The organism is Micromonospora sp. DT63 (assembly GCF_049841615.1).
Classification (GTDB): Bacteria; Actinomycetota; Actinomycetes; order Mycobacteriales; family Micromonosporaceae; genus Micromonospora.
Window position 1 is genome coordinate 1 of sequence record NZ_JBNCKQ010000009.1, and the last position, 24,659, is coordinate 24,659.

Annotated in this window: 22 protein-coding genes; 14 read left to right on the forward strand and 8 right to left on the reverse strand. The window is 71.5% G+C overall.

All coding sequences use genetic code 11. From position 1 onward, the window contains the following. The coding region (locus tag ACLQ27_RS27360; RefSeq protein WP_425869360.1) for a C39 family peptidase at positions 1-314 on the forward strand (314 nt) is incomplete at its 5' end. Positions 315-436: 122 nt separating this feature from the next. Here ACLQ27_RS27360 and recQ read toward each other — a convergent pair. Continuing rightward, positions 437-2,278: a DNA helicase RecQ gene (recQ, locus tag ACLQ27_RS27365; RefSeq protein WP_357576102.1), complete on the reverse strand. Its 1,842-nt coding sequence runs from the start codon at positions 2,276-2,278 to the stop codon at positions 437-439. Between the two features lie 348 nt (positions 2,279-2,626). Between recQ and rapZ the strand changes: the two genes are divergently transcribed. The 8 genes from rapZ to ACLQ27_RS27405 all read left to right on the forward strand — a co-directional run bounded on the left by rapZ (position 2,627) and on the right by ACLQ27_RS27405 (position 9,715). Continuing rightward, positions 2,627-3,532: an RNase adapter RapZ gene (rapZ, locus tag ACLQ27_RS27370; RefSeq protein ID WP_234588457.1), complete on the forward strand. Its 906-nt coding sequence runs from the start codon at positions 2,627-2,629 to the stop codon at positions 3,530-3,532. After that, positions 3,529-4,584 (forward strand): gluconeogenesis factor YvcK family protein, encoded by a 1,056-nt coding sequence (locus ACLQ27_RS27375; RefSeq protein WP_425869363.1) that lies wholly within the window; start codon positions 3,529-3,531, stop codon positions 4,582-4,584. Before rapZ ends, ACLQ27_RS27375 begins: the two co-directional genes overlap by 4 nt. A 54-nt stretch (positions 4,585-4,638) precedes the next feature. Next, positions 4,639-5,619 (forward strand): DNA-binding protein WhiA, encoded by a 981-nt coding sequence (whiA, locus tag ACLQ27_RS27380; RefSeq protein ID WP_074312802.1) that lies wholly within the window; start codon positions 4,639-4,641, stop codon positions 5,617-5,619. 261 nt (positions 5,620-5,880) lie between these two features. Further along, on the forward strand, positions 5,881-6,885 hold the full coding sequence (gap, locus tag ACLQ27_RS27385; protein WP_234588452.1) for a type I glyceraldehyde-3-phosphate dehydrogenase: 1,005 nt from the start codon (positions 5,881-5,883) through the stop codon (positions 6,883-6,885). After that, positions 6,882-8,081, forward strand: coding sequence for a phosphoglycerate kinase (locus ACLQ27_RS27390; protein ID WP_234588450.1), 1,200 nt, complete (start codon positions 6,882-6,884; stop codon positions 8,079-8,081). The genes gap and ACLQ27_RS27390 overlap by 4 nt, the downstream gene beginning before the upstream one ends. Positions 8,082-8,083: 2 nt before the next feature. After that, a complete protein-coding gene (gene tpiA / locus ACLQ27_RS27395) occupies positions 8,084-8,875 on the forward strand; it encodes a triose-phosphate isomerase (protein WP_425869366.1) in 792 nt (263 codons plus the stop codon). A 95-nt stretch (positions 8,876-8,970) separates the two neighbouring features. Next, the gene (gene secG / locus ACLQ27_RS27400; protein WP_234588446.1) at positions 8,971-9,231 is read left to right on the forward strand and encodes a preprotein translocase subunit SecG; all 261 of its coding nucleotides are present in this window, start codon (positions 8,971-8,973) and stop codon (positions 9,229-9,231) included. Positions 9,232-9,370: 139 nt separating this feature from the next. Next, positions 9,371-9,715 (forward strand): RNA polymerase-binding protein RbpA, encoded by a 345-nt coding sequence (locus ACLQ27_RS27405; RefSeq protein WP_354860378.1) that lies wholly within the window; start codon positions 9,371-9,373, stop codon positions 9,713-9,715. 34 nt (positions 9,716-9,749) lie between these two features. On the opposite strand, the gene pgl is transcribed toward ACLQ27_RS27405, so the two are convergent. From pgl to tkt, 6 genes are all read right to left on the reverse strand, one after another. Next, the gene (pgl, locus tag ACLQ27_RS27410) at positions 9,750-10,520 is read right to left on the reverse strand and encodes a 6-phosphogluconolactonase (RefSeq protein ID WP_234588444.1); all 771 of its coding nucleotides are present in this window, start codon (positions 10,518-10,520) and stop codon (positions 9,750-9,752) included. 121 nt (positions 10,521-10,641) lie between these two features. Further along, positions 10,642-11,658: a glucose-6-phosphate dehydrogenase assembly protein OpcA gene (locus ACLQ27_RS27415; RefSeq protein WP_234588443.1), complete on the reverse strand. Its 1,017-nt coding sequence runs from the start codon at positions 11,656-11,658 to the stop codon at positions 10,642-10,644. Continuing rightward, positions 11,655-13,208 carry a glucose-6-phosphate dehydrogenase gene (zwf, locus tag ACLQ27_RS27420; protein WP_357576121.1) on the reverse strand — a complete coding sequence of 518 codons (1,554 nt, stop codon included), beginning with the start codon at positions 13,206-13,208 and terminating at the stop codon, positions 11,655-11,657. The genes ACLQ27_RS27415 and zwf overlap by 4 nt, the downstream gene beginning before the upstream one ends. A gap of 2 nt (positions 13,209-13,210) precedes the next feature. After that, positions 13,211-14,860, reverse strand: coding sequence for a glucose-6-phosphate isomerase (locus tag ACLQ27_RS27425; protein ID WP_425869369.1), 1,650 nt, complete (start codon positions 14,858-14,860; stop codon positions 13,211-13,213). Between the two features lie 117 nt (positions 14,861-14,977). Continuing rightward, complete coding sequence (gene tal, locus ACLQ27_RS27430; RefSeq protein WP_234588441.1) at positions 14,978-16,153, reverse strand: transaldolase; 1,176 nt, start codon at positions 16,151-16,153, stop codon at positions 14,978-14,980. Between the two features lie 15 nt (positions 16,154-16,168). Then, positions 16,169-18,307, reverse strand: coding sequence for a transketolase (tkt, locus tag ACLQ27_RS27435; protein WP_357498870.1), 2,139 nt, complete (start codon positions 18,305-18,307; stop codon positions 16,169-16,171). 265 nt (positions 18,308-18,572) lie between these two features. On the opposite strand from tkt, the gene ACLQ27_RS27440 reads away from it, so the two are divergent. The 3 genes from ACLQ27_RS27440 to ACLQ27_RS27450 all read left to right on the forward strand — a co-directional run bounded on the left by ACLQ27_RS27440 (position 18,573) and on the right by ACLQ27_RS27450 (position 21,081). After that, positions 18,573-19,526, forward strand: coding sequence for a heme o synthase (locus ACLQ27_RS27440; protein ID WP_425869372.1), 954 nt, complete (start codon positions 18,573-18,575; stop codon positions 19,524-19,526). A 290-nt stretch (positions 19,527-19,816) separates the two neighbouring features. Further along, positions 19,817-20,152, forward strand: a complete 336-nt coding sequence (locus tag ACLQ27_RS27445; protein WP_357498874.1) for a hypothetical protein — start codon at positions 19,817-19,819, stop codon at positions 20,150-20,152. 14 nt (positions 20,153-20,166) lie between these two features. Next, positions 20,167-21,081 carry an ATP-grasp domain-containing protein gene (locus tag ACLQ27_RS27450; RefSeq protein ID WP_357498876.1) on the forward strand — a complete coding sequence of 305 codons (915 nt, stop codon included), beginning with the start codon at positions 20,167-20,169 and terminating at the stop codon, positions 21,079-21,081. A 250-nt stretch (positions 21,082-21,331) separates the two neighbouring features. On the opposite strand, the gene ACLQ27_RS27455 is transcribed toward ACLQ27_RS27450, so the two are convergent. After that, the gene (locus tag ACLQ27_RS27455) at positions 21,332-22,294 is read right to left on the reverse strand and encodes a COX15/CtaA family protein (protein ID WP_425869375.1); all 963 of its coding nucleotides are present in this window, start codon (positions 22,292-22,294) and stop codon (positions 21,332-21,334) included. 173 nt (positions 22,295-22,467) lie between these two features. Between ACLQ27_RS27455 and ACLQ27_RS27460 the strand changes: the two genes are divergently transcribed. Together ACLQ27_RS27460 and sufB are read left to right on the forward strand one after the other, a co-directional pair. Next, positions 22,468-23,190 carry a helix-turn-helix transcriptional regulator gene (locus tag ACLQ27_RS27460; protein WP_234588466.1) on the forward strand — a complete coding sequence of 241 codons (723 nt, stop codon included), beginning with the start codon at positions 22,468-22,470 and terminating at the stop codon, positions 23,188-23,190. Next, on the forward strand, positions 23,187-24,617 hold the full coding sequence (gene sufB, locus ACLQ27_RS27465) for a Fe-S cluster assembly protein SufB (RefSeq protein WP_234588434.1): 1,431 nt from the start codon (positions 23,187-23,189) through the stop codon (positions 24,615-24,617). Before ACLQ27_RS27460 ends, sufB begins: the two co-directional genes overlap by 4 nt. Positions 24,618-24,659 lie beyond the last annotated feature (42 nt).

The following is a 24,659-nucleotide window of genomic DNA, read 5'->3' on the forward strand; positions in this document are numbered from 1 at the left end:
ACGACGCCTACCACAGCGTCGAGATCAGCAAGCCCGACGCCGACGCCAAGCAGACCGACCAACTGCGCGCCGACATCATCAAGACCATCGACAACGGCCGCGCCGTCGTCGCCAACATCGCCGGCACCACCACCGACACCGACGGCAACACCCACTCCTTCGAAGGCGGGCACTACATCAGCGTCGTCGGCTACCGCGACAACGGCACCACCGTCACCATCGCCGACTCCGCCGACCCCAACACCGCCTCCTACCAGGTCACCGTCGACCACCTCGCCGACTGGATCGCCACCCGCGGCTACGCCACCAGCTGACCCACACACCAACACACCAACCGACAAGGGCCGGACCCCGATCGTGGGGTCCGGCCCTTGCCACATATCCGACAAGGGCCGGACCCCACCACAGGAGCCCGGCCCTTGCGGCATGCCCGGGGTCATTCGGCCGCGAGGACGGCCAGGATCTGCTCGCCGTACTTGGCGAGCTTGTTCTCGCCGACCCCGCTGACCCGGGACAGCTCGGCCAGCGAGGTGGGCGCGTCGCCCGCGATCTGCCGGAGGGTGGCGTCGTGGAAGATGACGTACGCCGGGACGCCCTGCTCCTTGGCGGTGGCCGCCCGCCAGGCGCGCAGCCGCTCGAAGACCGACGCGGCCGCCGGGGTGAGCTCGGCGACGACGGTGGCCGCGCCGCGCGGCTTCGACGACCGGCTCGACGCCTGCCGCTCCGGCTCGCGGCGCATCGTGACGGTGCGGCGGCGGCCCAGGACGTCGGCGCTGGCCTCGGTCAGGGCGAGGGTGCCGTAGTCGCCCTCCACGGCGAGCAGCCCCTCGGCGAGGAGTTGCCGGACGACGCCCCGCCACTCGGCCTCGCTCAACTCCGTGCCGATGCCGAAGACGGTCAGCGCGTCGTGACCGTACTGGCTGATCTTGTCGGTCTGCTTGCCGAGCAGGATGTCGATGCAGTGCCCGGCGCCGAACCGCTGGTTGCGTTCGCGGTCGAGGCGGAAGATGGCGGAGAGCAGCTTCTGGGCGGCGACGGTGCCGTCCCACGACTCCGGTGGGTTGAGGCAGGTGTCGCAGTTGCCGCAGGCCGTCGGGGTGGTCTCGCCGAAGTACTCGAGCAGCTGCACCCGTCGGCAGCGGACCGTCTCGCAGAGCGCGAGCATCGCGTCCAGGTGTGCGGCGAGGTTGCGCCGGTGCGCGAGGTCGCCGTCGGACGTCTCGATCATCTTGCGCTGCTGGACCACGTCCTGGAGGCCGTACGCCAGCCAGGCGGTGGACGGCAGTCCGTCGCGGCCCGCGCGGCCGGTCTCCTGGTAGTAGCCCTCGACGGACTTGGGCAGATCGAGGTGGGCGACGAAGCGCACGTCCGGCTTGTCGATGCCCATCCCGAAGGCGATGGTGGCCACCATGACCAGGCCGTCCTCGCGCAGGAAGCGTTGCTGGTTGGCCGCGCGGGTGGCCGCGTCCAGACCGGCGTGGTACGGCAGGGCGGCGACCCCGTTGGCGACGAGGAACTCGGCGGTCTTGTCCACCGAGGCGCGGGAGAGGCAGTAGACGATCCCGGCGTCGCCGGGGTGCTCGTCGCGCAGCAGGGCCAGCAGCTGCTTGCGGGGTTCCCGCTTGGGCACGATCCGGTACTGGATGTTGGGCCGGTCGAAGCTGGCCACGAAGTGCCGGGCGTCGTCGAGCCCCAGTCGGCTCGCGATCTCGCGGCGGGTGGCGCTCGTCGCGGTGGCGGTCAGCGCGATCCGGGGGACCTGCGGCCAGCGCTCGTGCAGCATCGACAGCGCGAGGTAGTCGGGCCGGAAGTCGTGCCCCCACTGGGACACGCAGTGCGCCTCGTCGATCGCGAACAGGGAGATCCGCCCCCGGTCGAGCAGGGCGAGGGTGGACCGGACGCCGAGCGCCTCCGGGGCCAGGTAGAGCAGGTCCAGCTCGCCGGCGACGAACGCGGCCTCCACCCGCCGCCGGGCGTCCAGGGTCTGGGTGGAGTTGAGGAAGCCGGCGCGGACACCTACCGCGGTGAGCGCGTCCACCTGGTCCTGCATGAGCGCGATCAGCGGGGAGATGACGACCGCGACACCATCGCGGACCAGGGCCGGGATCTGGTAGCACAGCGACTTGCCGCCACCGGTGGGCATCAGCACCAGCGCGTCGCCACCGGCGACGACATGGTCGATGACCTGCTGCTGGAAACCGCGGAAGGCGTCGTAGCCGAACACCCGGCGCAGCGCGTCCAGCGCGGCCTCGGCTCGCACGTCGGTGGGGGAAGCCATCCGCGGAGTCTACGAGCCGACCCCGACACCACTCGCCCGGCGCACCCGGGCGCACCGGACGGGCGAGCGGTCAGTTGGACCGGTCGGCCGGGCCGCTCGGCGGGGTGAAGCGGCCCCGATCCCGCACGTTGCTCGGCGGAGACCTCCGGAATGTCGGTCCTGACCTGCGGCGATCGCGCGAAGCGCACAGGTGACTACTGACAGCCGCCAAGGGTGCGGCCTGTCGGGAGGGCGACCCACGCTACCCGGGAGCGGACGCGCCCGACCCGGCGCCGACCGGCGGGATAGAGTCGCTGATTGACCAATCGCGGCCGATGGCGGCCGCGGCGCCACGGCTTGGGGGTACGGGTGAGCGAGGCGCACACAGCCGGTGACGGGCAGCCGGCGGCCGAGTCGGAGACCACTCTGGTGGTGGTCACCGGGTTGTCCGGTGGCGGTCGCAGCACCGTCGCGCGGGCGTTGGAGAACGTCGGCTACTACGTCGTGGACAATTTGCCGCAGGCGCTCATGCTCGACATGGCCGAGCTGGCGTTCAAGGCCGGCGGCGCGGCCCGGCGTACGGCGATGGTCCTGGACGTCCGTTCGCGGGCCTTCTCCACCGACCTGGCCGGGGCGATCCGCGAGCTCAAGGAGCGGGGCTTCTCGCCCCGGGTGGTGTTCGTCGACGCCGACGACGAGGTGCTGATCCGGCGCTTCGAGAGCGTCCGGCGTTCGCACCCGTTGCAGGGCGACGGGCGGCTGGCCGACGGCATCGCCGTGGAGCGCGGGCTGTTGGAGGAGGCCCGCGACCAGGCCGACGTGATCATCGACACCAGCCACCTGAACGTCAACCAGCTGCGTCGGCGCATCGAGGAGCTGTTCGGCGGCGAGGACGCCCGCCGGCTGCGGGTCACCGTGCTGTCGTTCGGCTTCAAGTACGGCCTGCCGCCGGACGCCGACTTCGTGCTGGACGCCCGGTTCCTGCCCAACCCGTACTGGGTGCCGGAGCTGCGCGAGCACACCGGTCGGGAGGAGGCGGTCAGCGCGTACGTGCTGGGTCAGGAGGGCGCGGACGCCTTCGTCGCCTCGTACGCCGACCTGGTCAACGCCACCACCACCGGGTTCGAGCGGGAGGGCAAGCGGTACCTGACCGTCGCCGTGGGCTGCACCGGCGGCAAACACCGCAGCGTGGCCATCGCCGAGGAGCTGGCCGGTCGGCTGCGCCAGTCGGGGCTGGCCGCCAACGCGCAGCACCGCGACCTGGGGCGGGAATGACGGCGCGTCGGGTGGTCGCCTTCGGCGGAGGGCACGGGTTGTCCGCGTCGCTGCGTGCGCTGCGCCACTGCGCCCCCGAACTCGACCTGGACATCACCGCGGTGGTCACGGTCGGCGACGACGGCGGTTCCAGCGGCCGGCTGCGCGCCGAACGGGGCGGCCTGCCCCCGGGTGACCTGCGCCAGGCGCTGGTGGCGCTGGCCGGAGACCACCCGGCCACCCGACGCAGCGCCGGACTGTTCCAGCACCGCTTCGCCGCCGTGCCGGCTATCGGCGTACCCCCGCGGGACGGGACCGACGCGGACCTGACGGCGGCGGGCGGCCCGGAGTCGCGCGGCGCGGAACCGGCGGCGGCGCGCTCCGACGGCCTGGCCGGGCACGCGGTGGGCAACCTGGTGCTCTGCGGCCTCATGGAGCTGCTCGGCGACCCGGTGGCGGCGCTGGAACACGCCGGGGCGATGCTCGGCACGGTCGGGCGGGTCCTGCCGATGTCGCGCCAGCCGGTAGGCATCGAGGCGCGGGTGCGCGGCGCCGACCCGAGCGCCCCCGACGAGGTGCGGACCGTACGCGGTCAGCACCAGGTGGCGGTCACCACCGGGCGGGTCGAGTCGCTGCGTCTCACCCCGGCCGCCCCGGCGGCCTGCGCCGAGGCCCTGGCGGCGATCGGCGCGGCGGACTGGTTGATCTTCGGGCCGGGCAGTTGGTACACGAGTGTTCTTCCGCACCTGCTGGTGCCGCAGCTGGCCGACGCGATCGTGTCCAGCTCGGCCCGGCGGCTGGTCACGCTGAACCTGGCCGCGGAGAAGGAGACCCTCGGCCTCTCGGTCGCCGATCATCTGGCGGCGTTGCGCTGGTACCTGCCCGAACTCAAGGTCGATCTCGTGCTCGCGGACGCCAAGGCGGTGGGTGACCCTGAACCGGTCGAACGTGCGGCAGAATCGCTGGGTGCCCGCCTGGTCCTCGCCCCCGTCGCCGTCACCGACGGCACTCCCCGCCATGATCCGGCTGCCCTGGGCGCCGCGCTGGTGCCTGTCCTGGGCGCCGATCGTTAGACACGTACGTAATCTCCGGCGACACGCCGGAACAGGTCCGTGAGGGGACGCACAATGGCGATGACGGCTGCGGTCAAGGACGAGCTGAGTCGGGTCGACGTGCCCAAGCCCTGCTGTCGGCGGGCGGAGATGGCGGCGCTGCTGCGCTTCGCCGGCGGGCTGCACATCGTCTCCGGCCGTGTGGTGGTGGAGGCTGAGCTGGACACCGGCGCGGTGGCGCGTCGGCTGCGCCGGGAGATCGCGGAGGTCTACGGCTACCCCAGCGAGATCCACGTGCTGGCGTCCGGTGGGCTGCGCAAGGGCAGCCACTTCATCGTCCGCGTGGTCAAGGACGGTGAGGCGCTCGCGCGGCAGACCGGCCTGCTGGACGTGCGCGGTCGGCCGGTGCGCGGGCTGCCCCCGCACGTGGTGGCGGCAAACGTCTGCTGCGCGGTCTCGGCGTGGCGGGGGGCGTTCATGGCGCACGGCTCGCTCACCGAGCCCGGCCGCTCCAGCGCGCTGGAGATCACCTGCCCGGGGCCGGAGTCGGCGCTGGCGCTGGTCGGCGCGGCCCGGCGGATCGGCATCACCGCGAAGAACCGCGAGGTGCGCGGGGTGGACCGGGTGGTGGTCAAGGACGGCGACGCGATCGCCGCGCTGCTCACCCGCATCGGCGCGCACTCCAGCGTGCTGGCCTGGGAGGAGCGCCGGGTCCGCCGCGAGGTGCGGGCCACCGCCAACCGGCTGGCCAACTTCGACGACGCCAACCTGCGCCGCTCGGCGCGTGCCGCCGTCGCCGCCGCGGCCCGGGTGACCCGGGCGCTGGAGATCCTTGCCGACGAGGCGCCCAACCACCTCACCGACGCCGGGAGGCTGCGCCTGGAGCACCGGCAGGCGTCGCTGGAGGAGCTGGGCGCGTTGGCCGAGCCTCCGCTGACCAAGGACGCCATCGCCGGACGGATCCGCCGTCTGCTGGCGCTGGCCGACAAGCGGGCCCGGGACCTCGGCATCCCGGATACCGAAGCGGCCGTCACACCCGACATGCTCGTGGTCTGATAGGACGGTGGGGCCGTACGGTGCGCCGGGACCACGCCCCGGCGCGGCGTGCTCTCACGCGCTCGGATAAGGTCGCTGAGTACGGCAAGGGGGCCGACACAGGCACTCCTCGTCGTGCTTACCGCCTCGGGCGGTCAGGTCCTCAGACCGCGGCGGGGTGCCGAGACGAACCGTCAACGGCCGGCTCCAACGGTCGGCGCACACCACTCCGCCGGCCCGTTGTCTGAAGCCGGCAGACCAGAACGCGAGGAGATGGGACCTGTGACCATCCGGGTTGGCATCAACGGCTTCGGCCGCATCGGCCGTAACTTCTTCCGGGCAGTGCTGGCGTCCGACGCCGACATCGAGGTCGTGGCGGTGAACGACCTGACCGACAACGCCACGCTCGCCCACCTGCTCAAGTACGACAGCATCCTCGGCCGCCTGCCGTACGAGGTCAAGGCGACCGCCGACGAGATCACCGTCGGTGGCAAGACCATCAAGGCGTACGCCGAGAAGGACCCGTCGAAGCTGCCGTGGGGCGAGGTCGGCGCCGACGTCGTCATCGAGTCCACCGGCTTCTTCACCGACGCCACCAAGGCCAAGGCGCACGTCGACGGCGGAGCCAAGAAGGTCATCATCTCCGCCCCGGCGAAGAACGAGGACGTCACCGTCGTCATGGGTGTCAACCAGGACACCTACGACCCGGCGAAGCACACCATCATCTCCAACGCCTCGTGCACCACCAACTGCCTCGCCCCGATGGCGAAGGTCCTGCACGACACGTTCGGCATCCAGCACGGCCTGATGACGACGATCCACGCGTACACCCAGGACCAGAACCTGCAGGACGCGCCGCACTCGGACCTGCGTCGGGCCCGCGCCGCCGCGCTGAACATCGTCCCGACCTCGACCGGCGCCGCGAAGGCCATCGGCCTGGTGCTGCCGGACCTGAAGGGCAAGCTCGACGGGTACGCGCTGCGGGTGCCGATCCCGACCGGCTCGGTCACCGACCTCACCGTCAACGTGGGTCGCGAGACCACCGTGGACGAGGTCAACGCCGCGCTGAAGGCCGCCGCGGACGGCCCGCTCAAGGGCATCCTGGTCTACAACGAGGACCCGATCGTCTCCACCGACATCGTCACCGACCCGGCGTCGTGCATCTTCGACGCGCCGCTGACCAAGGTCGTCGGCAACCAGGTCAAGGTCGTCGGCTGGTACGACAACGAGTGGGGCTACTCCAACCGCCTGGTCGACCTCGTCAAGCTGGTCGGTTCGTCGCTGTGAGCATCCGGACCCTCGACGACCTGCTCGCCGAGGGGGTGTCGGGTCGGCGCGTGCTGGTGCGCGCCGACCTGAACGTCCCGCTCGACAAGCAGTCCGGCGCCATCACGGACGACGGGCGCATCCGCGCGGTGCTGCCGACCCTCGGTGCGCTGGTCGAGGCCGGCGCGAAGGTGGTCGTCTGCTCGCACCTGGGCCGCCCGAAGGGCACGCCGGACCCGCAGTTCAGCCTGAGCCCGGTCGCCGGGCGGCTCGGTGAGCTGCTCGGCGCTCCGGTGCACTTCGCCACCGACACGGTCGGCGACTCGGCCCGCTCCACCGTCGCGGGCCTGGCCGACGGCCAGGTCGCCCTGCTGGAGAACCTGCGTTTCAACGCGGGGGAGACCAGCAAGGACGAGGCCGAGCGGGGCGCCTTCGCCGATCAGCTCGCCGCGTTCGGCGACGCGTACGTGGACGACGCGTTCGGCGCCGTGCACCGCAAGCACGCCAGCGTCTACGACGTGCCGGCGCGGCTGCCGCACGTGGCCGGCCGGCTGGTGCTGCGTGAGGTCGAGGTGCTCTCCAAGCTCACCAGCGAGCCCGAGCGGCCGTACGTGGTGGTGCTGGGCGGTTCCAAGGTCTCCGACAAGCTCGCGGTGATCGAGGCGCTGCTGCCGACTGTCGACCGGCTGCTCATCGGCGGCGGGATGTGCTTCACCTTCCTCAAGGCCCAGGGCCTGGAGGTGGGCACCTCGCTGCTGGAAAAGGACATGGTCGAGACCTGCCGCAACCTGCTGGAGCGCTCCGGCGGCAAGATCATGCTGCCGGTCGACGTGGTGGTCGCGGACGCCTTCGCCCCGGACGCCGCGCACGACACGGTCCGCGTCGACGGCATCCCGAGCCACCGGCTCGGCCTGGACATCGGCCCGGAGACGGTCGCCGGCTTCGCCGCCGCCCTGTCGCAGGCGAAGACGATCTTCTGGAACGGCCCGATGGGCGTGTTCGAGATGGCGGCGTTCGCGGCCGGCACCCGGGGGATCGCCGAGGCGATCACCAAGGCCGACGCGTTCAGCGTCGTCGGTGGCGGCGACTCCGCCGCGGCGGTGCGGGCGTTGGGCCTGGACGAGTCGAGCTTCGGTCACATCTCCACCGGCGGCGGCGCCTCCCTGGAGTACCTGGAGGGCAAGACCCTCCCCGGCATCGCGGCCCTGGAGAACTGAGCATGGCGAGCACGACCCGCCGGCCGTTGATGGCCGGCAACTGGAAGATGAACCTCAACCACCTCGAGGCCAACCTGCTCGTGCAGAAGCTGGCCGCGAGCCTCACCGAGAAGCAGCTCACCGAGGTCGAGACGGTGGTGCTGCCGCCGTTCACCGACCTGCGCACCGTGCAGACGGCTGTGGACGGCGACAAGCTGCTGATCGGCTACGGCGGGCAGGACCTCTCCCCGCACGCCTCCGGCGCGTACACCGGGGACATCTCCGGCGCGATGCTCGCCAAGCTCGGCTGCACGTACGTGGTGGTCGGGCACTCCGAGCGGCGGGCCTACCACCACGAGGACGACGGGGCGGTCAACGCGAAGGTGAAGGCGGCGCTCGCGCACGGCCTGACCCCGATCCTCTGCGTGGGGGAGGGGCTGGACGTCCGCGAGCAGGGCACCCACGTGGCGCACTGCGCCGACCAGCTCGACGGGGGCCTCGCCGGGCTCACGGCCGAGCAGGTGCGCCAGGTCGTCATCGCGTACGAGCCGGTCTGGGCGATCGGCACCGGCAAGACCGCGACGCCCGAGGACGCGCAGGAGGTCTGCGGCGCGGTCCGCCAACGGCTGGCGGAGCGCTTCGACACCGAGACCGCCGACGCGGTCCGGGTCCTCTACGGCGGCTCGGTCAAGGCGTCCAACGTCGCCTCGATCATGGGCCAGCCGGACGTGGACGGTGGCCTGGTGGGTGGCGCCAGCCTGGACGCCGAAGAATTCGCGCAGATCTGCCGGTTCCCCGAGCACATCGCTCGCTGATCGCTCGCTATCCTGGACACCGCCCGTCCACCGGCCGGTGCCGCCGTGCCCGACCTGTCCGGGCGAGGATCGCTACGAGAGGACTGCCCCCAGCCATGCCGATCTGGTTCGCATACACGTTGATCGTGTTGCTGGTCATCACGAGCATCCTGCTCACCCTGCTCATCCTGCTGCACCGCGGTAAGGGTGGCGGGTTGTCGAGCATGTTCGGCGGTGGCGTCAGCTCCAGCCTCGCCGGCTCCTCGGTGGCCGAGAAGAACCTGGACCGTTACACCGTTCTGGTGGGTGTCGTCTGGTTCGCGGCGATCGTCGGGCTGGGGCTCTGGCTCCGTCTCCAGCTGAACAGCGGCACCTGAGCAGGTCCGCGAAGTCGTACAATCTGCGCGCGGTCCGTCACTCGACGGGCCGCGCGCAGTCTTTTCTCCGCTGCACCGCGTCGCCCGCCGCCCATCCCCGACGGTGGCGGGTCCCCTCCGACGACAGGAGCGAGCAGCCGTGCCCAGTGGCAACGTCATCCGCGGCGCCCGCGTCGGGTCCGCACCCATGCGCCCGGACGAGCGGCACCAACCCGCACCCCGACAGGACGTCACCTACTGGTGTCGCAACGACCACCAGACCGACATCCGCATCGCGGCCGACGCCACGGCGCCGCCGCTGTGGGACTGCCCCCGCTGCGGGCTCCCCGCCGGTCTGGACGCGCAGAACCCGCCCGGACGGGTCCGCGCCGAGCCCTACAAGAGCCACCTGGCGTACGTGAAGGAGCGGCGTACCGCCGAAGAGGGCGAGGCGCTGCTGGCGGAGGCGCTCGCGGCGCTGCGCCGCCGCCGGGGCGAAAGCTAGGTGCGGGCCCCCGCGTCGGGGGCCGCACCGTCGCTCAGCGCAGGCTCCGCAGCCGGGCGGGCACGTCAGCGGCCGCCGCGCGGTCCAGCAGCCAGCGGGTACGGTCCACGCCGTGCACCCCGGCGGCCGGCAGCTGCACCGGGCCGGCGCCGGCCAGCGCCATGCCCACCGCACGGGCCTTGTCGGCGCCGCCGGCCACGAGCCAGACCTCCTCGGCGGTGTTGATCGCCGACAGGGTGAGCGTGGTCCGCACCGGCGGCGGCTTCGGGCTGCCCCGCACCGCGCTGACCGGTCGCGTCTCGTAGTGCACCGGGTGCTCCGGGAAGACCGAGGCGACGTGCCCGTCCTCACCGACGCCCAGCATCAGCACGTCGAAGTGCGGCAGCGCGGCGTGCCCCGGCCGGGCGGCGCGGGCCAACTCGTCGGCGTACGCGGCGGCGGCCGCCTCGGGGTCGTTGCCGGCCGGTCCGTCGGAGGCCGGCATGGGATGCACCCGGGCCGGGTCCAGCGGCACCACGTCCAACAGGGCGGCGCGGGCCTGGGTCTCGTTGCGCTCCGGGTCGCCGGCGGGCAGGAACCGCTCGTCACCCCACCACACGTCGACCCGGGACCAGTCCACGGCGTCGCGGGCCGGCAACTGCGCCACCGCCCGGTACACGGCGGCGGCGATGCGCCCACCGGTGAGCACCATCGCGGCCTCGCCCCGGTCGGCCTGGGCGTCGAGCAACTTCACCAGCAGCCGGGCCGCCACGGCCTGCGCCAGCAGGTCGGCGTCGGCGTGGACGGCGACACTCGCCTCACTCATGGGTTGTGCCTTCGTTTCCCGACCGCTGGGCGGTCGCTGTCGCGTCGTTACCGGACGGAACGTCCGGAGGTGGCGGTGGAGGGCCGGGACATGGCGTCCCGGCCCTCGGGTGTGGTGCTGCTCAGCTCTCGCCGCTCGTGCCGGTGTGCGCGGTGACCCCGGCCTCGGCGCGCTGGGCCGTGGCCGGATCCTTCCAGACGTGCACCCGCTGCGGGGGGCGCTGTTCCAGACCCCGCAGACCGGCGGTCGCGCCCAGCGCCTCCGCGTACACCTGGTCCGCGTCCAGCCGGCGCAGCTCCTCGGCCAGCTCGTCGCCGAGCGGCCGACGGACCAGCGGCAGGGTCCGGTCGTCCTGACCGGTCCGCCGGAACACCGCCAGGCTGTCCTCGCGGGTCAGCGTCAGGCGGTCACCGTTGGCGCAGGTCAACTGCACCTCCCGCATCCGGGGGAACTCGTCGCTGTCGACCCGGCGCGGGGTGATGCCGAGCCGGCTGGACAGCCAGCCGACCATCAGCGCCGCCGTCGGGTCGCTGGGCGGCGCGACGACAGTCGCCTCGGTGACCTTCGCCTCGGTGGTGTCGAACGCCCCGGCGACCAGGGTCCGCCACGGGGTGATCCGGGTCCACGCCAGGTCGGTGTCACCCGGGGCGTAGTCCCGGGCGCGCTGCCGCAGCGCCTCGATCGGGTCCGTGGCCTGCGCCGTGTCGGTGATCCTCCGGTCGGCGACCACCCCGAGGAAGTCGGTGGCGATCTCCGCCGGCGGCTCGCCGTGCCACCAGGTGACCACCGGCACGTCCGGCACCAGCAGCGGCATCACCACCGACTCGGCGTGCAGGGCGAGCCGCCCGTACATCCGGGTGACCACCGCCTCGCAGGGGCCGAGCCGGCCACCGACAACGATCTCCGCGTCCAGCCGGTTGCGTTCCCGCTCGATGTCGGAGCGGACCACGACCACCAGCCGGCACGGGTGGGCCGCGGCGGCGATCGTCGCCGCCGCCTCCGCCTCGCGGACCCGCTTCTCGTCCACCACCACGATGAGGGTGAGCGCCATGCCGCTGGCCACACCACCGGCGCTGCGCCGCTCGGCGGCAAGCGCCTTGACCACCTCGTTGCCGGTGGTGTCCCACAGCCCGATCATGCTCTTCTCCAAGCGCGGCCCTCGCGGGCCAGCATCTCGTCGGCAGCCCGTGGCCCCCACTCGCCGGCGCGGTACGGCTCCGGCGTGGTGCCCTCCCAGGCGTGCTCCAGCGGGTCGATCACCTGCCAGCTCTGCTCGACCTCGGCCGCGTCCGGGAACAGGGTGCGGTCCCCGATCAGCACGTCCAGGACGAGCCGCTCGTACGCCTCCGGGCTGGACTCCGTGAACGCCTCGCCGTACTGGAAGTCCATCGCGATGTCGCGGACCTCCATCGTGGTGCCCGGCACCTTCGAGCCGAACTTGAGCACCACGCCCTCGTCGGGCTGCACCCGGATGACGAGCTGGTTGTTGCCCAGCGACTCCATGTCGGCGTCGTTGAACGGCAGGTGCGGCGCCTTCTTGAACATGATGGCGACCTCGGTGACCCGCCGGGGCAGCCGCTTGCCGGCCCGGATGTAGAACGGCACCTCGGCCCAGCGCCGGTTCTGGATGCCGAGCCGCACCGCCACGTACGTCTCCGTGGTGGAGTCGGCGGGGACGTCCTGCTCCTCCCGGTAGCCGACCGCGCGTTCGCCGCCCACCCAGCCGGGCAGGTACTGGCCGCGGACGGTGTCCCGGGCCACGTCCTTGGGCAGGGTGATCGCCTTGAGCACCTTCAGCTTCTCGGCGCGGATCTCGTCGGCGTCGAAGCTGGTCGGCTCCTCCATCGCCACCAGCGCCAGGAGCTGGAGCAGGTGGTTCTGGAGCACGTCACGGGCGGTGCCGACGGTGTCGTAGAAGCCGGCCCGACTGCCGATGCCGACGTCCTCGGCCATGGTGATCTGCACCGAGTCGACGTACTTCGAGTTCCACAACGGCTCGAACAGGTTGTTGGCGAACCGCAGGGCCAGGATGTTCTGGACGGTTTCCTTGCCCAGGTAGTGGTCGATCCGGAAGACGTCCTGGCGGGTGAACACGTCGTCGACGAGGTCGTTGAGCGCCTTCGCCGACGGCAGGTCGTTGCCGAACGGCTTCTCCACCACGACCCGGCGCCAGCCGCCGGACTTCTCGTTGTCGGCCATCCCGGTGCGGGCCAGTTGCTTGAGCACGACGGGGAACGCGGCCGGGGGGATGGAGAAGTAGAACGCCGCGTTGCCGGCGATGCCGTGGGTCTGCCGCAGGTCGTCCAGCGTCGAGGCGAGCTGGTCGAAGGCCGCGTCGTCGTCGAACGACCCGCCGACGAACTTGATGTTGCCGGCCAGCCGCGCCCACACCTCTTCCCGCCACGGGGTGCGGGCGTGCTTGCGGGCCGCCTCGCACGCGAGGGTCTCGAAGTCGCCGTCACCCCAGTCTCGGCGGGCGAAGCCGAGCACCACGAAACCGGGCGGCAGCAGCCCCCGGTTCGCCAGGTCGTAGACCGCGGGGAGCAGCTTCTTGCGGGCCAGGTCGCCGGTCACCCCGAAGATCACCAGAGCGCACGGCTCGGGGATCCGGGGCAACCGGCGGTCCTGCGGGTCGCGTAGCGGGTTCACCGAACCGCCGTCTCGCTCCGCTTCAGTCACAGCGTCCATCCTCACGCCCGCAGCTCACCGGCCGCGTCGAGTAGTTGGGCGACGCCGGCTGCCCGGTCGGTCAGGTGCAGCCGCAGCAGCGGACGCTCCCGGCCGGCGAGGGCCTGCCGGTCGCCGGCGGCCTGTGCCGCCTGCAACTCACCGAAGGTGTACGGCTTGCCCGGCACCGCCAGGTCCTCGGTGACCGCGCCGGTCACCTGAAGGTAGCTGCCCACCTGCGGGCCACCCTTGTGGTACTGGCCGGTGGAGTGCAGGAACCGTGGCCCCCAGCCGAAGGTGACCGGCCGGCCACTCGCCTCGGCCAGCAGCGGACGCAGCCGGGCCGCGTCGGCGTCGGCGAACCGGTCCAGGTAGGCCATCGCGGCCAGGTAGCCGTCGTCGCCCAACCCGTCGAGCAGCCAGCGCAGCACGCCGACCAGGTCACCGGGGGCGCCCTGCGGGGCGTACACCTCGATCGCGCCCTCGGTGAACGACGGCGTCTCGGCCGGCAGACCCGAGGCCAGGATCTTGTTGGTGTTCTCCTTGGACTCGGTGACGTTCGGCTGGTTGAACGGGTCGATGCCGAGCACCACGCCGGCCACCGCGGTGGCGTACTCCCAGGCCAGGAACTGCGCGCCGAGCGGGCCGTTGACGGCCACGTCCGGGTCGGCGCCGCCGCCCGGCACGTCACCGGCGGCCAACGCGCCGCCGTAGCTGACGGTCAGCACGTCCGGCCCGGTGGCGCCGGGGCTCTGCGGGGACTCGACCACGACGGGCAGGATGCCCACCCCGGCCTTGCCTGTCGACTCGGCGATCAGCTGCTCAGCCCAGTCGCCCAGGCCGTCGATGCCGGTGCCGTCGGACACCAGGGCGACCTTGTCACGGGCCAGCGTGGCGGCCGCGCCCAGCGCGGCGCCCAACGCCAACGCCGGGTTGTCGCGGTCCGAGGCGAGCGACTCGGCCAACGCGTCGGCCTGGTCGAGCAGCTCGGCGACCTCGACGCCGGCCAGCGCCGAGGGCACCAGCCCGAACGCGGTGAGCGCCGAGTACCGACCGCCCACGTTCGGGTCGGCGAGCACGGTGAACGCGCCCATCTCGGCCGCGGTGGCCTCCAGCGGCGAACCGGGGTCGGTGACGATGACGAAGTGCCGGCCGGCCTCCGCCTCGGTCATCCCGGCGTCCAGGAACGCCTGCCAGTAGGCGCGACGGTGGCTGTCGGTCTCCACCGTCGAGCCGGACTTGCTGGCGACCACCACCACGGTGCGCTCCAGCCGGTCACCCAGGGCCGCCCGGACCTGGCCCGGGTCGGTGGTGTCCAGCACGGTCAGCGGCCGGCCCAGCGTCCGCGTGATCACCTCGGGGGCGAGGGACGAGCCGCCCATGCCGGCGAGCACCACGTGGTCCAGGTCGGCCAGCTCCGCGCTCAGCTCGGCGAGCTGCGCCAGCAGCTCCCGGCTGCGCCGGTGGGTGTCCACCCAGCCGAGCCGGATCTTCGCCTCGGCCTCGGCGTCCGGACCCCACAGGCCCGCGTCCTTGGCGGCCAGCTTGCCGGGGACGCCGGCCTTGACCAGCGCCTCCCGGGTCGAGGCGGGCGCGGACTTGTCGACCGCGTCCGCGCCGTACACGGCGAGCCCGGCGGCTGCCTCCACCGGCCCTGCGAGAAGGTCGCTCATGCCGTCACTCCGCTTCGCTGCGTGCCGCCATGAGGCACCTTCGCGCTGGGCTTTCCGATTCGCTCGCTGCGCTCGCTCATGCCGTCACTCCGCTTCGCCGCTTGCTGATTCGCTCGCTCACGCGCCACCGGCCTTCTCGGCGGCCTTGGCGTTGCCCTTGGCAGCCTTGTTCGGAGCGCCCGTGCCGGTGCCCGCGGCCTTCAGCGACTTGCTGACGCCGTCGAGCAGCTCCTGCCAGCTCGCCTCGAACTTCTCCACACCCTCGCGTTCGAGGGTGGCGATCACGTCGGCCATGTCCACCCCGACCGACTCCAGGTCCGCGAAGACCTTCCGGGCCGCGTCGTAGGCGCCGGTCACGGTGTCGCCGCGCGTCTCGCCGTGATCGGCGTACGCGTGGATGACCGACTCCGGCATGGTGTTGACCGTGCCGGGGGCGATCAGCTCCTCGACGTAGATCACGTCCCGGTAGTCCGGGTTCTTGGTCGAGGTGGAGGCCCACAACGGCCGCTGCGGGTGCGCTCCGGCGGCCTCCAGGGCCTTCCAGCGGTCCGAGGAGAAGACCTCGGTGTAGCGCTCGTACGCCAGCTGGGCGTTGGCCACCGCGGCCTTGCCCTTGAGCGCCTTGGCCTGGTCGGAGCCGACCTTCTCCAGCCGCTTGTCGACCTCGGAGTCGACCCGGGAGACGAAGAACGACGCGACCGAGCCGATCTTCGACAGGTCGTGCCCGTTGGCCTTGGCCTGCTCCAGACCGGCCAGGAAGGCCTCCATGACCGCCGAGTAGCGGTCCAGACCGAAGATCAGCGTCACGTTGACGCTGATCCCCTCGGCGAGGGTGTCGGTGATCGCGGACAGGCCCTCCTCGGTGGCCGGGATCTTGATGAAGAGGTTGGGCCGGTCGACCAGCCACCACAGCGCCTTGGCCTCGGCGACCGTCTTGTCCGCGTCGTGTGCGCTGCGCGGGTCCACCTCGATCGAGACCCGGCCGTCCACGCCCGCGCTGCCGTCGTACGACGGGCGCATCACGTCGCAGGCCCACCGTACGTCGTACGTGGTGAGCATCCGTACGGCCTCTTCCACGTCCACGCCACGGATGGCGAGGTCACGCAGCTGCCAGTTGTACTCGTCGGCGTCGCTCAACGCCTTGGCGAAGATCGTCGGGTTGGTGGTGACGCCGGCGACGTGCTTCTCACGGCGGAGCTGGTCCAGCCCGCCGGAGCTCAAACGTACCCGGGAAAGATCATCGAGCCACACCGCCACACCTGCGGCGGTGAGCTCATTCAGCTTGTCCGTCATGCCGTCCACGCTCCCTCAGTTGCCGGTCGTGAAACCGGTGATGTCGCCCACCCGGGCCAGCGAGGCGTGTGCCGCCGCCACGATCCGGTCGGGGGTGAACCCGAACTGCTCGAAGAGCACGGTGTGCGGGGCGCTCGCCCCGTAGTGCTCCAGGCTGACGCTCTCGCCGAGATCACCGACGACGCCGCGCCAGGACATGGCGATCCCGGCCTCCACGCTCACCCGTGCCTTTACCCCGCGCGGGAGCACCGACTCCCGGTAAGCCTCATCCTGCTCGTAGAACCACTCCTGGCAGGGCATCGAAACGACCCGGGTCGGCGTGCCGTCGGCCTCCAGCCGCTCCCGGGCGGTCAGGCAGAGCTGCACCTCGGAGCCGGTGCCGACGATGATCACCTGCGGCTTGCCGTTGGACGCCTCGGCCAGCACGTAGCCGCCCTTGGCCACCCCGTCCGCGGCACCCAGGACGTCCCGGTCCAGGGTCGGCAGCGGCTGGCGGCTCAGCGCCAGCGCGGTCGGCCGGTCGGTGTGCTCCAGCGCCTGCCGCCAGGCCCACGCCGTCTCGTTGGCGTCCGCCGGGCGGACCACGTCCAGGCCCGGGATGGCGCGCAGCGCGGTCAGGTGCTCCACCGGCTGGTGGGTCGGGCCGTCCTCGCCCAGGCCGATCGAGTCGTGCGTCCAGACGTACGTCACCGGCAGCTTCATCAACGCGGCCAGCCGCACCGACGGGCGCATGTAGTCGCTGAACACCAGGAACGTGCCGCCGTACGGGCGGGTGCCGCCGTGCAGGGCGATGCCGTTGAGGATCGCGCCCATGGCGTGCTCACGGATGCCGAAGTGCAGGGTGCGGCCGTACTCGTGGCCGGGGAAGTCCTTGGTGGCGTGCGAGGCCGGGATGAACGACGGCTCGCCCTTCATCGTGGTGTTGTTGCTCTCGGCCAGGTCGGCCGAACCGCCCCACAGCTCCGGCAGCACCGGCGCGAGCGCCTCGAGCACCTTGCCGGAGGCGGCCCGGGTGGCCACGCCCTTGGCGTCGGCGGGGAAGACCGGCAGCGCCTCGGTCCAGCCGTCCGGCAGCACGCGGCCGGCCATCCGCTCGTAGAGGGCGGTGCGCTCCGGGTTCGCCTTCTTCCAGGCGTCGAACGAGACGGTCCACTCCTGCTGGGCGTCCGAGCCGCGGCCCATCACGTTGCGGGCGTGCGCGAGCACCTCCTCGTCGACCTGGAAGGTCTGCTCCGGGTCGAAGTCGAGGATCCGCTTGGTGGCCTTCACCTCGTCGGCGCCGAGCGCCGAGCCGTGGATCTTGCCGGTGTTCTGCTTGTTGGGCGCGGGCCAGCCGATGATGGTGCGCAGCGCGATGAAGGAGGGACGGCCGGTCTCGGCCTTGGCGGCCACCAGCGCGCGGTACAGCGCCTCGGCGTCCTCGTGGTAGTCGCCCTGGTCGGCGTCACCGCTGCGCCAGTCGACAGTCTGGACGTGCCAGCCGTACGCCTCGTAGCGGGCCGCCACGTCCTCGCTCTTGGCGATGCGGGTGTCGTCCTCGATCGAGATCTCGTTGTCGTCGTAGACGACCGTGAGGTTGCCCAGCTGCTGGTGCCCGGCGAGGGCGCTGGCCTCGTGGCTGATGCCCTCCTCGATGTCGCCGTCGGAGACGATGCACCAGATGTTGTGGTCGAAGACCGACCTGCCCGGCTCGGCCTCCGGGTCGAACAGGCCGCGCTCGCGGCGGGCCGCCATGGCCATGCCTACCGCGTTGCCCAGGCCCTGCCCGAGGGGACCGGTGGTGGTCTCGACGCCCGGGGTGTGACCGTGCTCCGGGTGACCGGGGGTCTGCGAGCCCCACTGCCGCAGCGACTTGAGGTCGGCCAGGCTCAGCGGGTAGCCGGACAGGAACAGCTGGATGTAGAGGGTCAGGCTGGAGTGCCCGGCGGAGAGCACGAACCGGTCCCGGCCGGGCCAGTTCGGGTCGGCCGGGTTGTGCCGGATGACCCGGTTGAAGAGAAGGTAGGCCGCGGGCGCCAGGCTCATCGCGGTGCCCGGGTGGCCGTTGCCGGATTTCTCGACGGCATCCATGGCCAGAACGCGGACGGTGTCGACAGCCCGGCGATCGAGGTCGGACCAGTTGAGTTCAGAGTGCTCAGGTCGGTTGGCAGCCACGATGGTTGTGCTCCTCGGCAGATGGGCGGAACCCTCACTGGTGACCCTATCGAGCGTGACTAAACGTCCGCCCGGGGATCTCTGCATGGTCTGCGGTACGGGACAGGGCAGCGAGTCGTTCAACCCGGTGGTGTGACGGCCCGCACCGTTGTCGGGTCGGCCGGGCAGCCAAAACGACAACGCGTAGTGTGTGGGTCGGTGTGCGGTCGCAAGTGGGCCCCGCCCGACTCGATCTCCCCGTGCCGATGCCGGAAGGTGGCAATCCGTGAGCATGATCACCGAGCGCCCCGCGAGCAACCCCGCCGGGCAGCCCCCGGCCCGGGCGGCCGAGGGTCCGGTGGCGCGGCGGGACGTGCGCGCGATCGTGTCGGCGTACGTGGCGCTCACCAAGCCGCGCATCGTCGAGTTGCTGCTGGTCACCACCATCCCGGCGATGATGCTCGCCGACGGGGGACTGCCGTCGCTGTGGCTGATGGCAGTGGTGCTCATCGGTGGCTCGCTCGCCGCGGGGGCGGCCAGCGTTCTCAACTGCTACATCGACCGGGACATCGACCAGTTGATGCGGCGGACCAAGCGGCGTCCGTTGCCGGCGCACACGGTGTCGCCGCGGAGCGCACTCGTCTTCGGTCTGGTGCTGGCGGCGATCTCGATCGTCCTGATGGCGGCTTTCACCAACCTGCTCGCCGCCGGGCTAACGCTCGCCGCGATCGTCTACTACGACGTCGTCTACACGCTCTGGCTCAAGCGCTCCACGCCGACGAACACGTTCTGGGGTGGCGCCTGCGGGGCCGCTCCGGTGCTGATCGGGTGGGCGGCGGTGACCGGCGGGCTCGCCCCGGCGGCCTGGGGCCTGTTCGCCGTGGTCTTCTTCTGGCAGATGCCGCACTTCTACCCCCTCGCCATGAAGTACAAGGACGACTACGCCCGCGCCGGCATCCCGATGCTGCCGGTGGTGGCCTCCATCCGGCGGGTGAACGCCGAGATCCTGATCTTCGCGTGGCTCACCGTGCTCACCTCCCTCGCGGTCTGGCCGCTGGGCCTCAGCGCGATCTACGGCGTGCCGACCCTCGTCGTGGGCGCCATCTTCATCGTCGAGGCGCACCGGCTCTGCCGGCGGGCGACCCGCGGCGAGGCGGTCAAGCCGATGCGGCTGTTCCACTGGTCGACGACTTACCTGACGATCGTCTTCGTGGCCGTCGCGCTCGACGCGCTGATCTGACGCCTGTCGCGCGGACGTCGCCGCGGCGGTTCACTGGAAATCCGCGGACTAATCATGGCCGTGGATGAGTTGTCCGGGTTTAACGTCACATGAGAGTAACTTTCGCCATGAGTCGGATCGACTCAACCTGCGGGTGGTGAACCCTGATTTGCCTAAGCGATTAGTGCGGGAAAGTCCGGATATAACCGGACAGGAAGTCTGTGCTCATCCTTAAACCTGTAGGTAATTGGCATCACAAAAGGTTCATGGTTCTCGCACGCGCGAGTGCAACTCTGCTTAGGCTTCGCGTCATGGCAGATGGTTCCGATACGACGCTGACGGCTGAGCAGACCGCCGGCGAGCAGGCCCCGCACGGCCTGGTCGCAGGCCTTCAGTCGTTCGCCGCCGCGCACGGCGGCGCGAAGGCCGTCATCGAGTACGTCGGTAAGCGCGGCGCACGGATCGTCCTCGTGGGTACCGACGGTGAGTGGGGCGACCAGTTCGCCGAGGACACCGTCACCGCTCGGGAGGCGTGCGCCAAGGCGGGAGTCACCGTCGAGAACGCCTGGGAGCGTGAACTGATGGACCAGATGCGACCGAGCAACGACCTCTGGCGGTCGATGGCCCGGCGCACGATGGCCCGTTGAGATAGACAGCTGAATTGACCAACCACCACCAGTCGACCCGGGGGGAACCCCGGGTCGCTCTCGTCACCTGCACCGAGCTGGTCGACCTCGACCCCGACGACCGTCTCGTCCTCGACCCGCTCAGCGCCCGGGGGATCGCCGCCGAGGCGGTCGTCTGGGACGACCCGGCCGCCGACTGGTCCTCGTACGACCTCGTCGTGCTTCGCTCACCGTGGGACTACGCCCTGCGCCGCGACGAGTTCGTCGCCTGGGCCGCGTCCGTGCCCGCGCTGGTCAACCCGGCTGACGTGGTGCGGTGGAACACCGACAAGCGCTACCTGGCCGAGCTGAGCGCCGCCGGGGTGCCGACCGTGCCGACGTCCTGGGTCGAGCCGGGGGAGACCTGGTCGCCGCCCGCCGGGACTGGCGAGTACGTGCTCAAGCCCTCGGTCAGCGCCGGCAGCCAGGACACCGGCCGGTACGACCTGGCCGACCCCGAGCACCGCGACCTGGCCCGCGCCCACGTACGCCGCCTCTCCGCCGCCGGCCGCACGACGATGGTCCAGCCGTACCTGAGCGCCGTCGACAGCGAGGGCGAGACCGCGCTGCTCTTCCTGGCCGGCCCGGACGGGCTCGCGTACAGCCACGCCATCCGCAAGGGCCCGATGCTGACCGGCCCGGATCTCGGCCCGGACGGTCTCTACAAGGCCGAGGAGATCAGCTCCCGCGCCGCGCGCCCCGAGCAGTTGGCGGTCGCCGAGCGGACCCTCGCCGCGGTGCCCGGTGGCACGCGTCGACTGCTCTACGCCCGGGTCGACCTGATCCCCGGCCCGGACGGCGACCCGGTCCTGGTCGAACTGGAGCTGACCGAGCCGTCGCTCTTCATCGGGTACGCCGACGGCGCCCCCGACCGCCTCGCCACCGCGATCGCCACCCACCTGACCCGCTGAGCCTGATCTCCCACCCCGCCGCCTGGCCGTGGGCGTACCCCGAAGATCCGCGCAACATCGGGGATGTTGCTGCCTCGCCCCGACGGGAAGCAGCAACATCCCCGATGTTGTGTAGATCTTGAGGAAAGTGCAAGATCGCCGCGGGGTAACGGCCGCGCGCGGGCGCGGGCCGGCCGGGCGCGGGGTGACGGGGTGCTCGGGCGCGGGCCTGCGCCTGCGGGGCGCGGGGTGGCGGATGCTCGGTGCGGTGTCAGGCGGTGACCGGGACGGCTTCGACCTCGGTCGCGGTGGTCTGCGGCGCGGGGGCCGCCGGGCGGCGTTCGCGGGTGGACCACTGGACCGAGAGGGCCGCCAGCAGCACCAGGCACGAGCCGAGCATGTGCGCGCCGACCAGGATCGCCGGCACGTGGGTGAAGTACTGCACGAAGCCGATGAGCCCCTGACCCAGCTCCACCGCGAGCAGGACGACGGCGGCGCGGGTGGCCCGCGCCGCGCCGACCGCGCGGAACGCGAAGATCAACGCCACCGACAGGCCGATCAGCAGGAAGACGCCGTCGGCGTGCACCTGGGAGATCGACTCCGGGTCCAGTCCGTTGCGGGCCGCGCCGTGGTCGCCGGCGTGCGGGCCGCTGCCGGTGACCCAGGTGCCGATCACCAGCACCGCGACGGTGACGCCGGTGGTGACCCGGGCCAGCGTGCGCAGGGGGGAGGGCACCACGGCGACCGTCGGGGCGTCCGGTTCGTCGACCCGCCGCCAGAGGGCGTACGCGGCGGCGAGCACCGCCATCGAGGCGAGGAAGTGCAGCCCGACCACCCACGGGTTGAGGTTGGTGAGCACCGTGATGCCACCGATCACCGCCTGGGCGGGAATGCCCAGAAAGACGGCGACGGCGAGGGTCAGCACCCCGCGGCGGCGGGGCCGGTGTGCCAGGACGGCCAGCACGGTGGCCAGCGCGATCAGGCCCACCGCGAAGGTGAGCATCCGGTTGCTGAACTCGATGACGCCGTACACGCCCATCTCGGGTGTCGTGACGTACGAGTCGTCGGTGCACCGGGGCCAGGTGGGGCAGCCGAGGCCCGACGCGGTCAACCGGACCGCCCCGCCGGTGACGACGATGGCCACGTTCGCGATGATCGAGGCGAGCGCGAGGCGGCGCAGCAGGAGACCGGAGACCGGACGGACGATGCGGTTCACGGCCCAAATCCTACGCACCGTAGTGATCGAGGTTCGTCCGACTCCGCCGGGCCGGTGGTTCGGATCACCGAGGCCCGGGTTTGCGACCCTCCGGGTAATTACGTAACGTTGGCGTTGTGAAAAACGCGGCGGCGCTCTCCGGGCACCAGCCGACGGCTGCCCAGGCCGTCGGCGCGTCCGCGTCCGCCCTCATCGGGGCCTCGTCGTCCGCGCTGGGCGGCGCCACGACGGAGATCTCCACCCGGGACCGCGTCACCCAGCTGCTGCTGGAGCGGGGCGCGACCACCGCCGCGCAGCTCGGTCTGGCGCTCGGCCTCAGCCCGGCGGCGATCCGCCGGCACCTGGACGCGATGCTCGCCGACGGTGACGTCGTCGCCCGCGACCAGACGGTGCGGGGGAGCCGCGGTCGGGGGCGTCCGGCCAAGGTGTTCGTGCTGACCGACGCGGCCCGGGTCCGCTGTGGCACACACCACTACGACAACATGGCCACCGCCGCGCTGCGCTGGATCGCCCGCAGCGGAGGCCCGGACGCGGTCGAGGCGTTCGCCACCGAGCAGGTGTCCGCACTGGAGACGCGCTGCCGCGCCGCCATGGAGGACGCCGGCGACGACCCCCTCGCGCGGGCTGAGGCACTCGCCGGAGCGCTCACCGCCGAGGGTTACGCTGCCAACGCGACCACGATCGCCTCCGGCGGCCAGCTCTGCCAGCACCACTGCCCGGTGGCGCACGTGGCCGCCGAGTTTCCCCAGCTGTGCGAGGCCGAGACCGCGGTGATCTCCCGTCTGGTCGGCACCCACGTACAGCGCCTGGCCACCATCGCGCACGGCGACGGGGTGTGCACCACGCACATCCCGACCCAGCCGGGCCGCGCTCAATCCGGTAATCCCGTCACCACTGTGAGGACAGATAGATGACCGAGCAGATCGTCCAGCCCCTGACCCAGGAAGAGCAGCTCGCCGCCCTGGGTCGATACGAGTACGGCTGGTCCGACCCGGACGCCGCCGGGGCGGTCGCCCAGCGTGGCATCAACGAGGCAGTGGTGCGGGACATCTCGGCCAAGAAGAACGAGCCGGCCTGGATGCTCGACCTGCGCCTCAAGGGTCTGCGGCTGTTCGGCCGCAAGCCGATGCCGGCCTGGGGCGCGGACCTCACCGGCATCGACTTCGACAACATCAAGTACTTCGTGCGGTCCACCGAGAAGCAGGCCACCAGCTGGGAGGACCTGCCCGAGGACATCAAGAACACCTACGACCGGCTGGGCATCCCGGAGGCGGAGAAGCAGCGTCTGGTCGCCGGTGTCGCGGCGCAGTACGAGTCCGAGGTCGTCTACCACAAGATCCGTGAGGACCTTGAGGAGCAGGGCGTCCTCTTCCTGGACACCGACACGGCGCTGCGCGAGCACGAGGACGTCTTCAAGGAGTACTTCGGCACGGTGATCCCGGTCGGCGACAACAAGTTCGCCGCCCTGAACACCTCCGTCTGGTCCGGTGGCTCGTTCATCTACGTGCCGAAGGGCGTGCACGTGGAGATCCCGCTGCAGGCCTACTTCCGGATCAACACGGAGAACATGGGCCAGTTCGAGCGGACGCTGATCATCGTCGACGAGGGCGCGTACGTGCACTACGTCGAGGGCTGCACCGCGCCGCTCTACTCCTCGGACTCACTGCACAGCGCCGTCGTGGAGATCATCGTCAAGAAGAACGCGCGCTGCCGGTACACGACCATCCAGAACTGGTCGAACAACGTCTACAACCTGGTCACCAAGCGCGCCGTCTGCCACGAGGGCGCGACCATGGAGTGGGTCGACGGCAACATCGGCTCCAAGGTGACGATGAAGTACCCGGCGGTCTACATGACCGGCGAGCACGCCAAGGGCGAGGTGCTCTCGGTGGCGATGGCCGGCGAGGGCCAGCACCAGGACGCGGGCGCCAAGATGGTGCACGCCGCGCCGCACACCTCCTCGTCCATCATCTCCAAGTCGATCGCCCGTGGCGGCGGCCGCACCTCGTACCGCGGTCTGGTGCAGGTGCTGGAGGGTTCGCACCACAGCCGGAGCACTGTCAAGTGCGACGCGCTGCTGGTCGACACCATCTCGCGCTCGGACACCTACCCGTACGTCGACATCCGCGAGGACGACGTGTCGATGGGGCACGAGGCGACCGTCTCCAAGATCAGCGACGACCAGCTCTTCTACCTGATGAGCCGGGGCCTGAGCGAGGACGAGGCGATGGCCATGATCGTCCGTGGCTTCATCGAGCCGATCGCCAAGGAGCTCCCGATGGAGTACGCCCTGGAGCTGAACCGCCTGATCGAGCTTCAGATGGAGGGCGCGGTCGGCTGACGCCGCCTCCGCCCGCGGTGCGGGCCGGAACCTCGGCCCGCC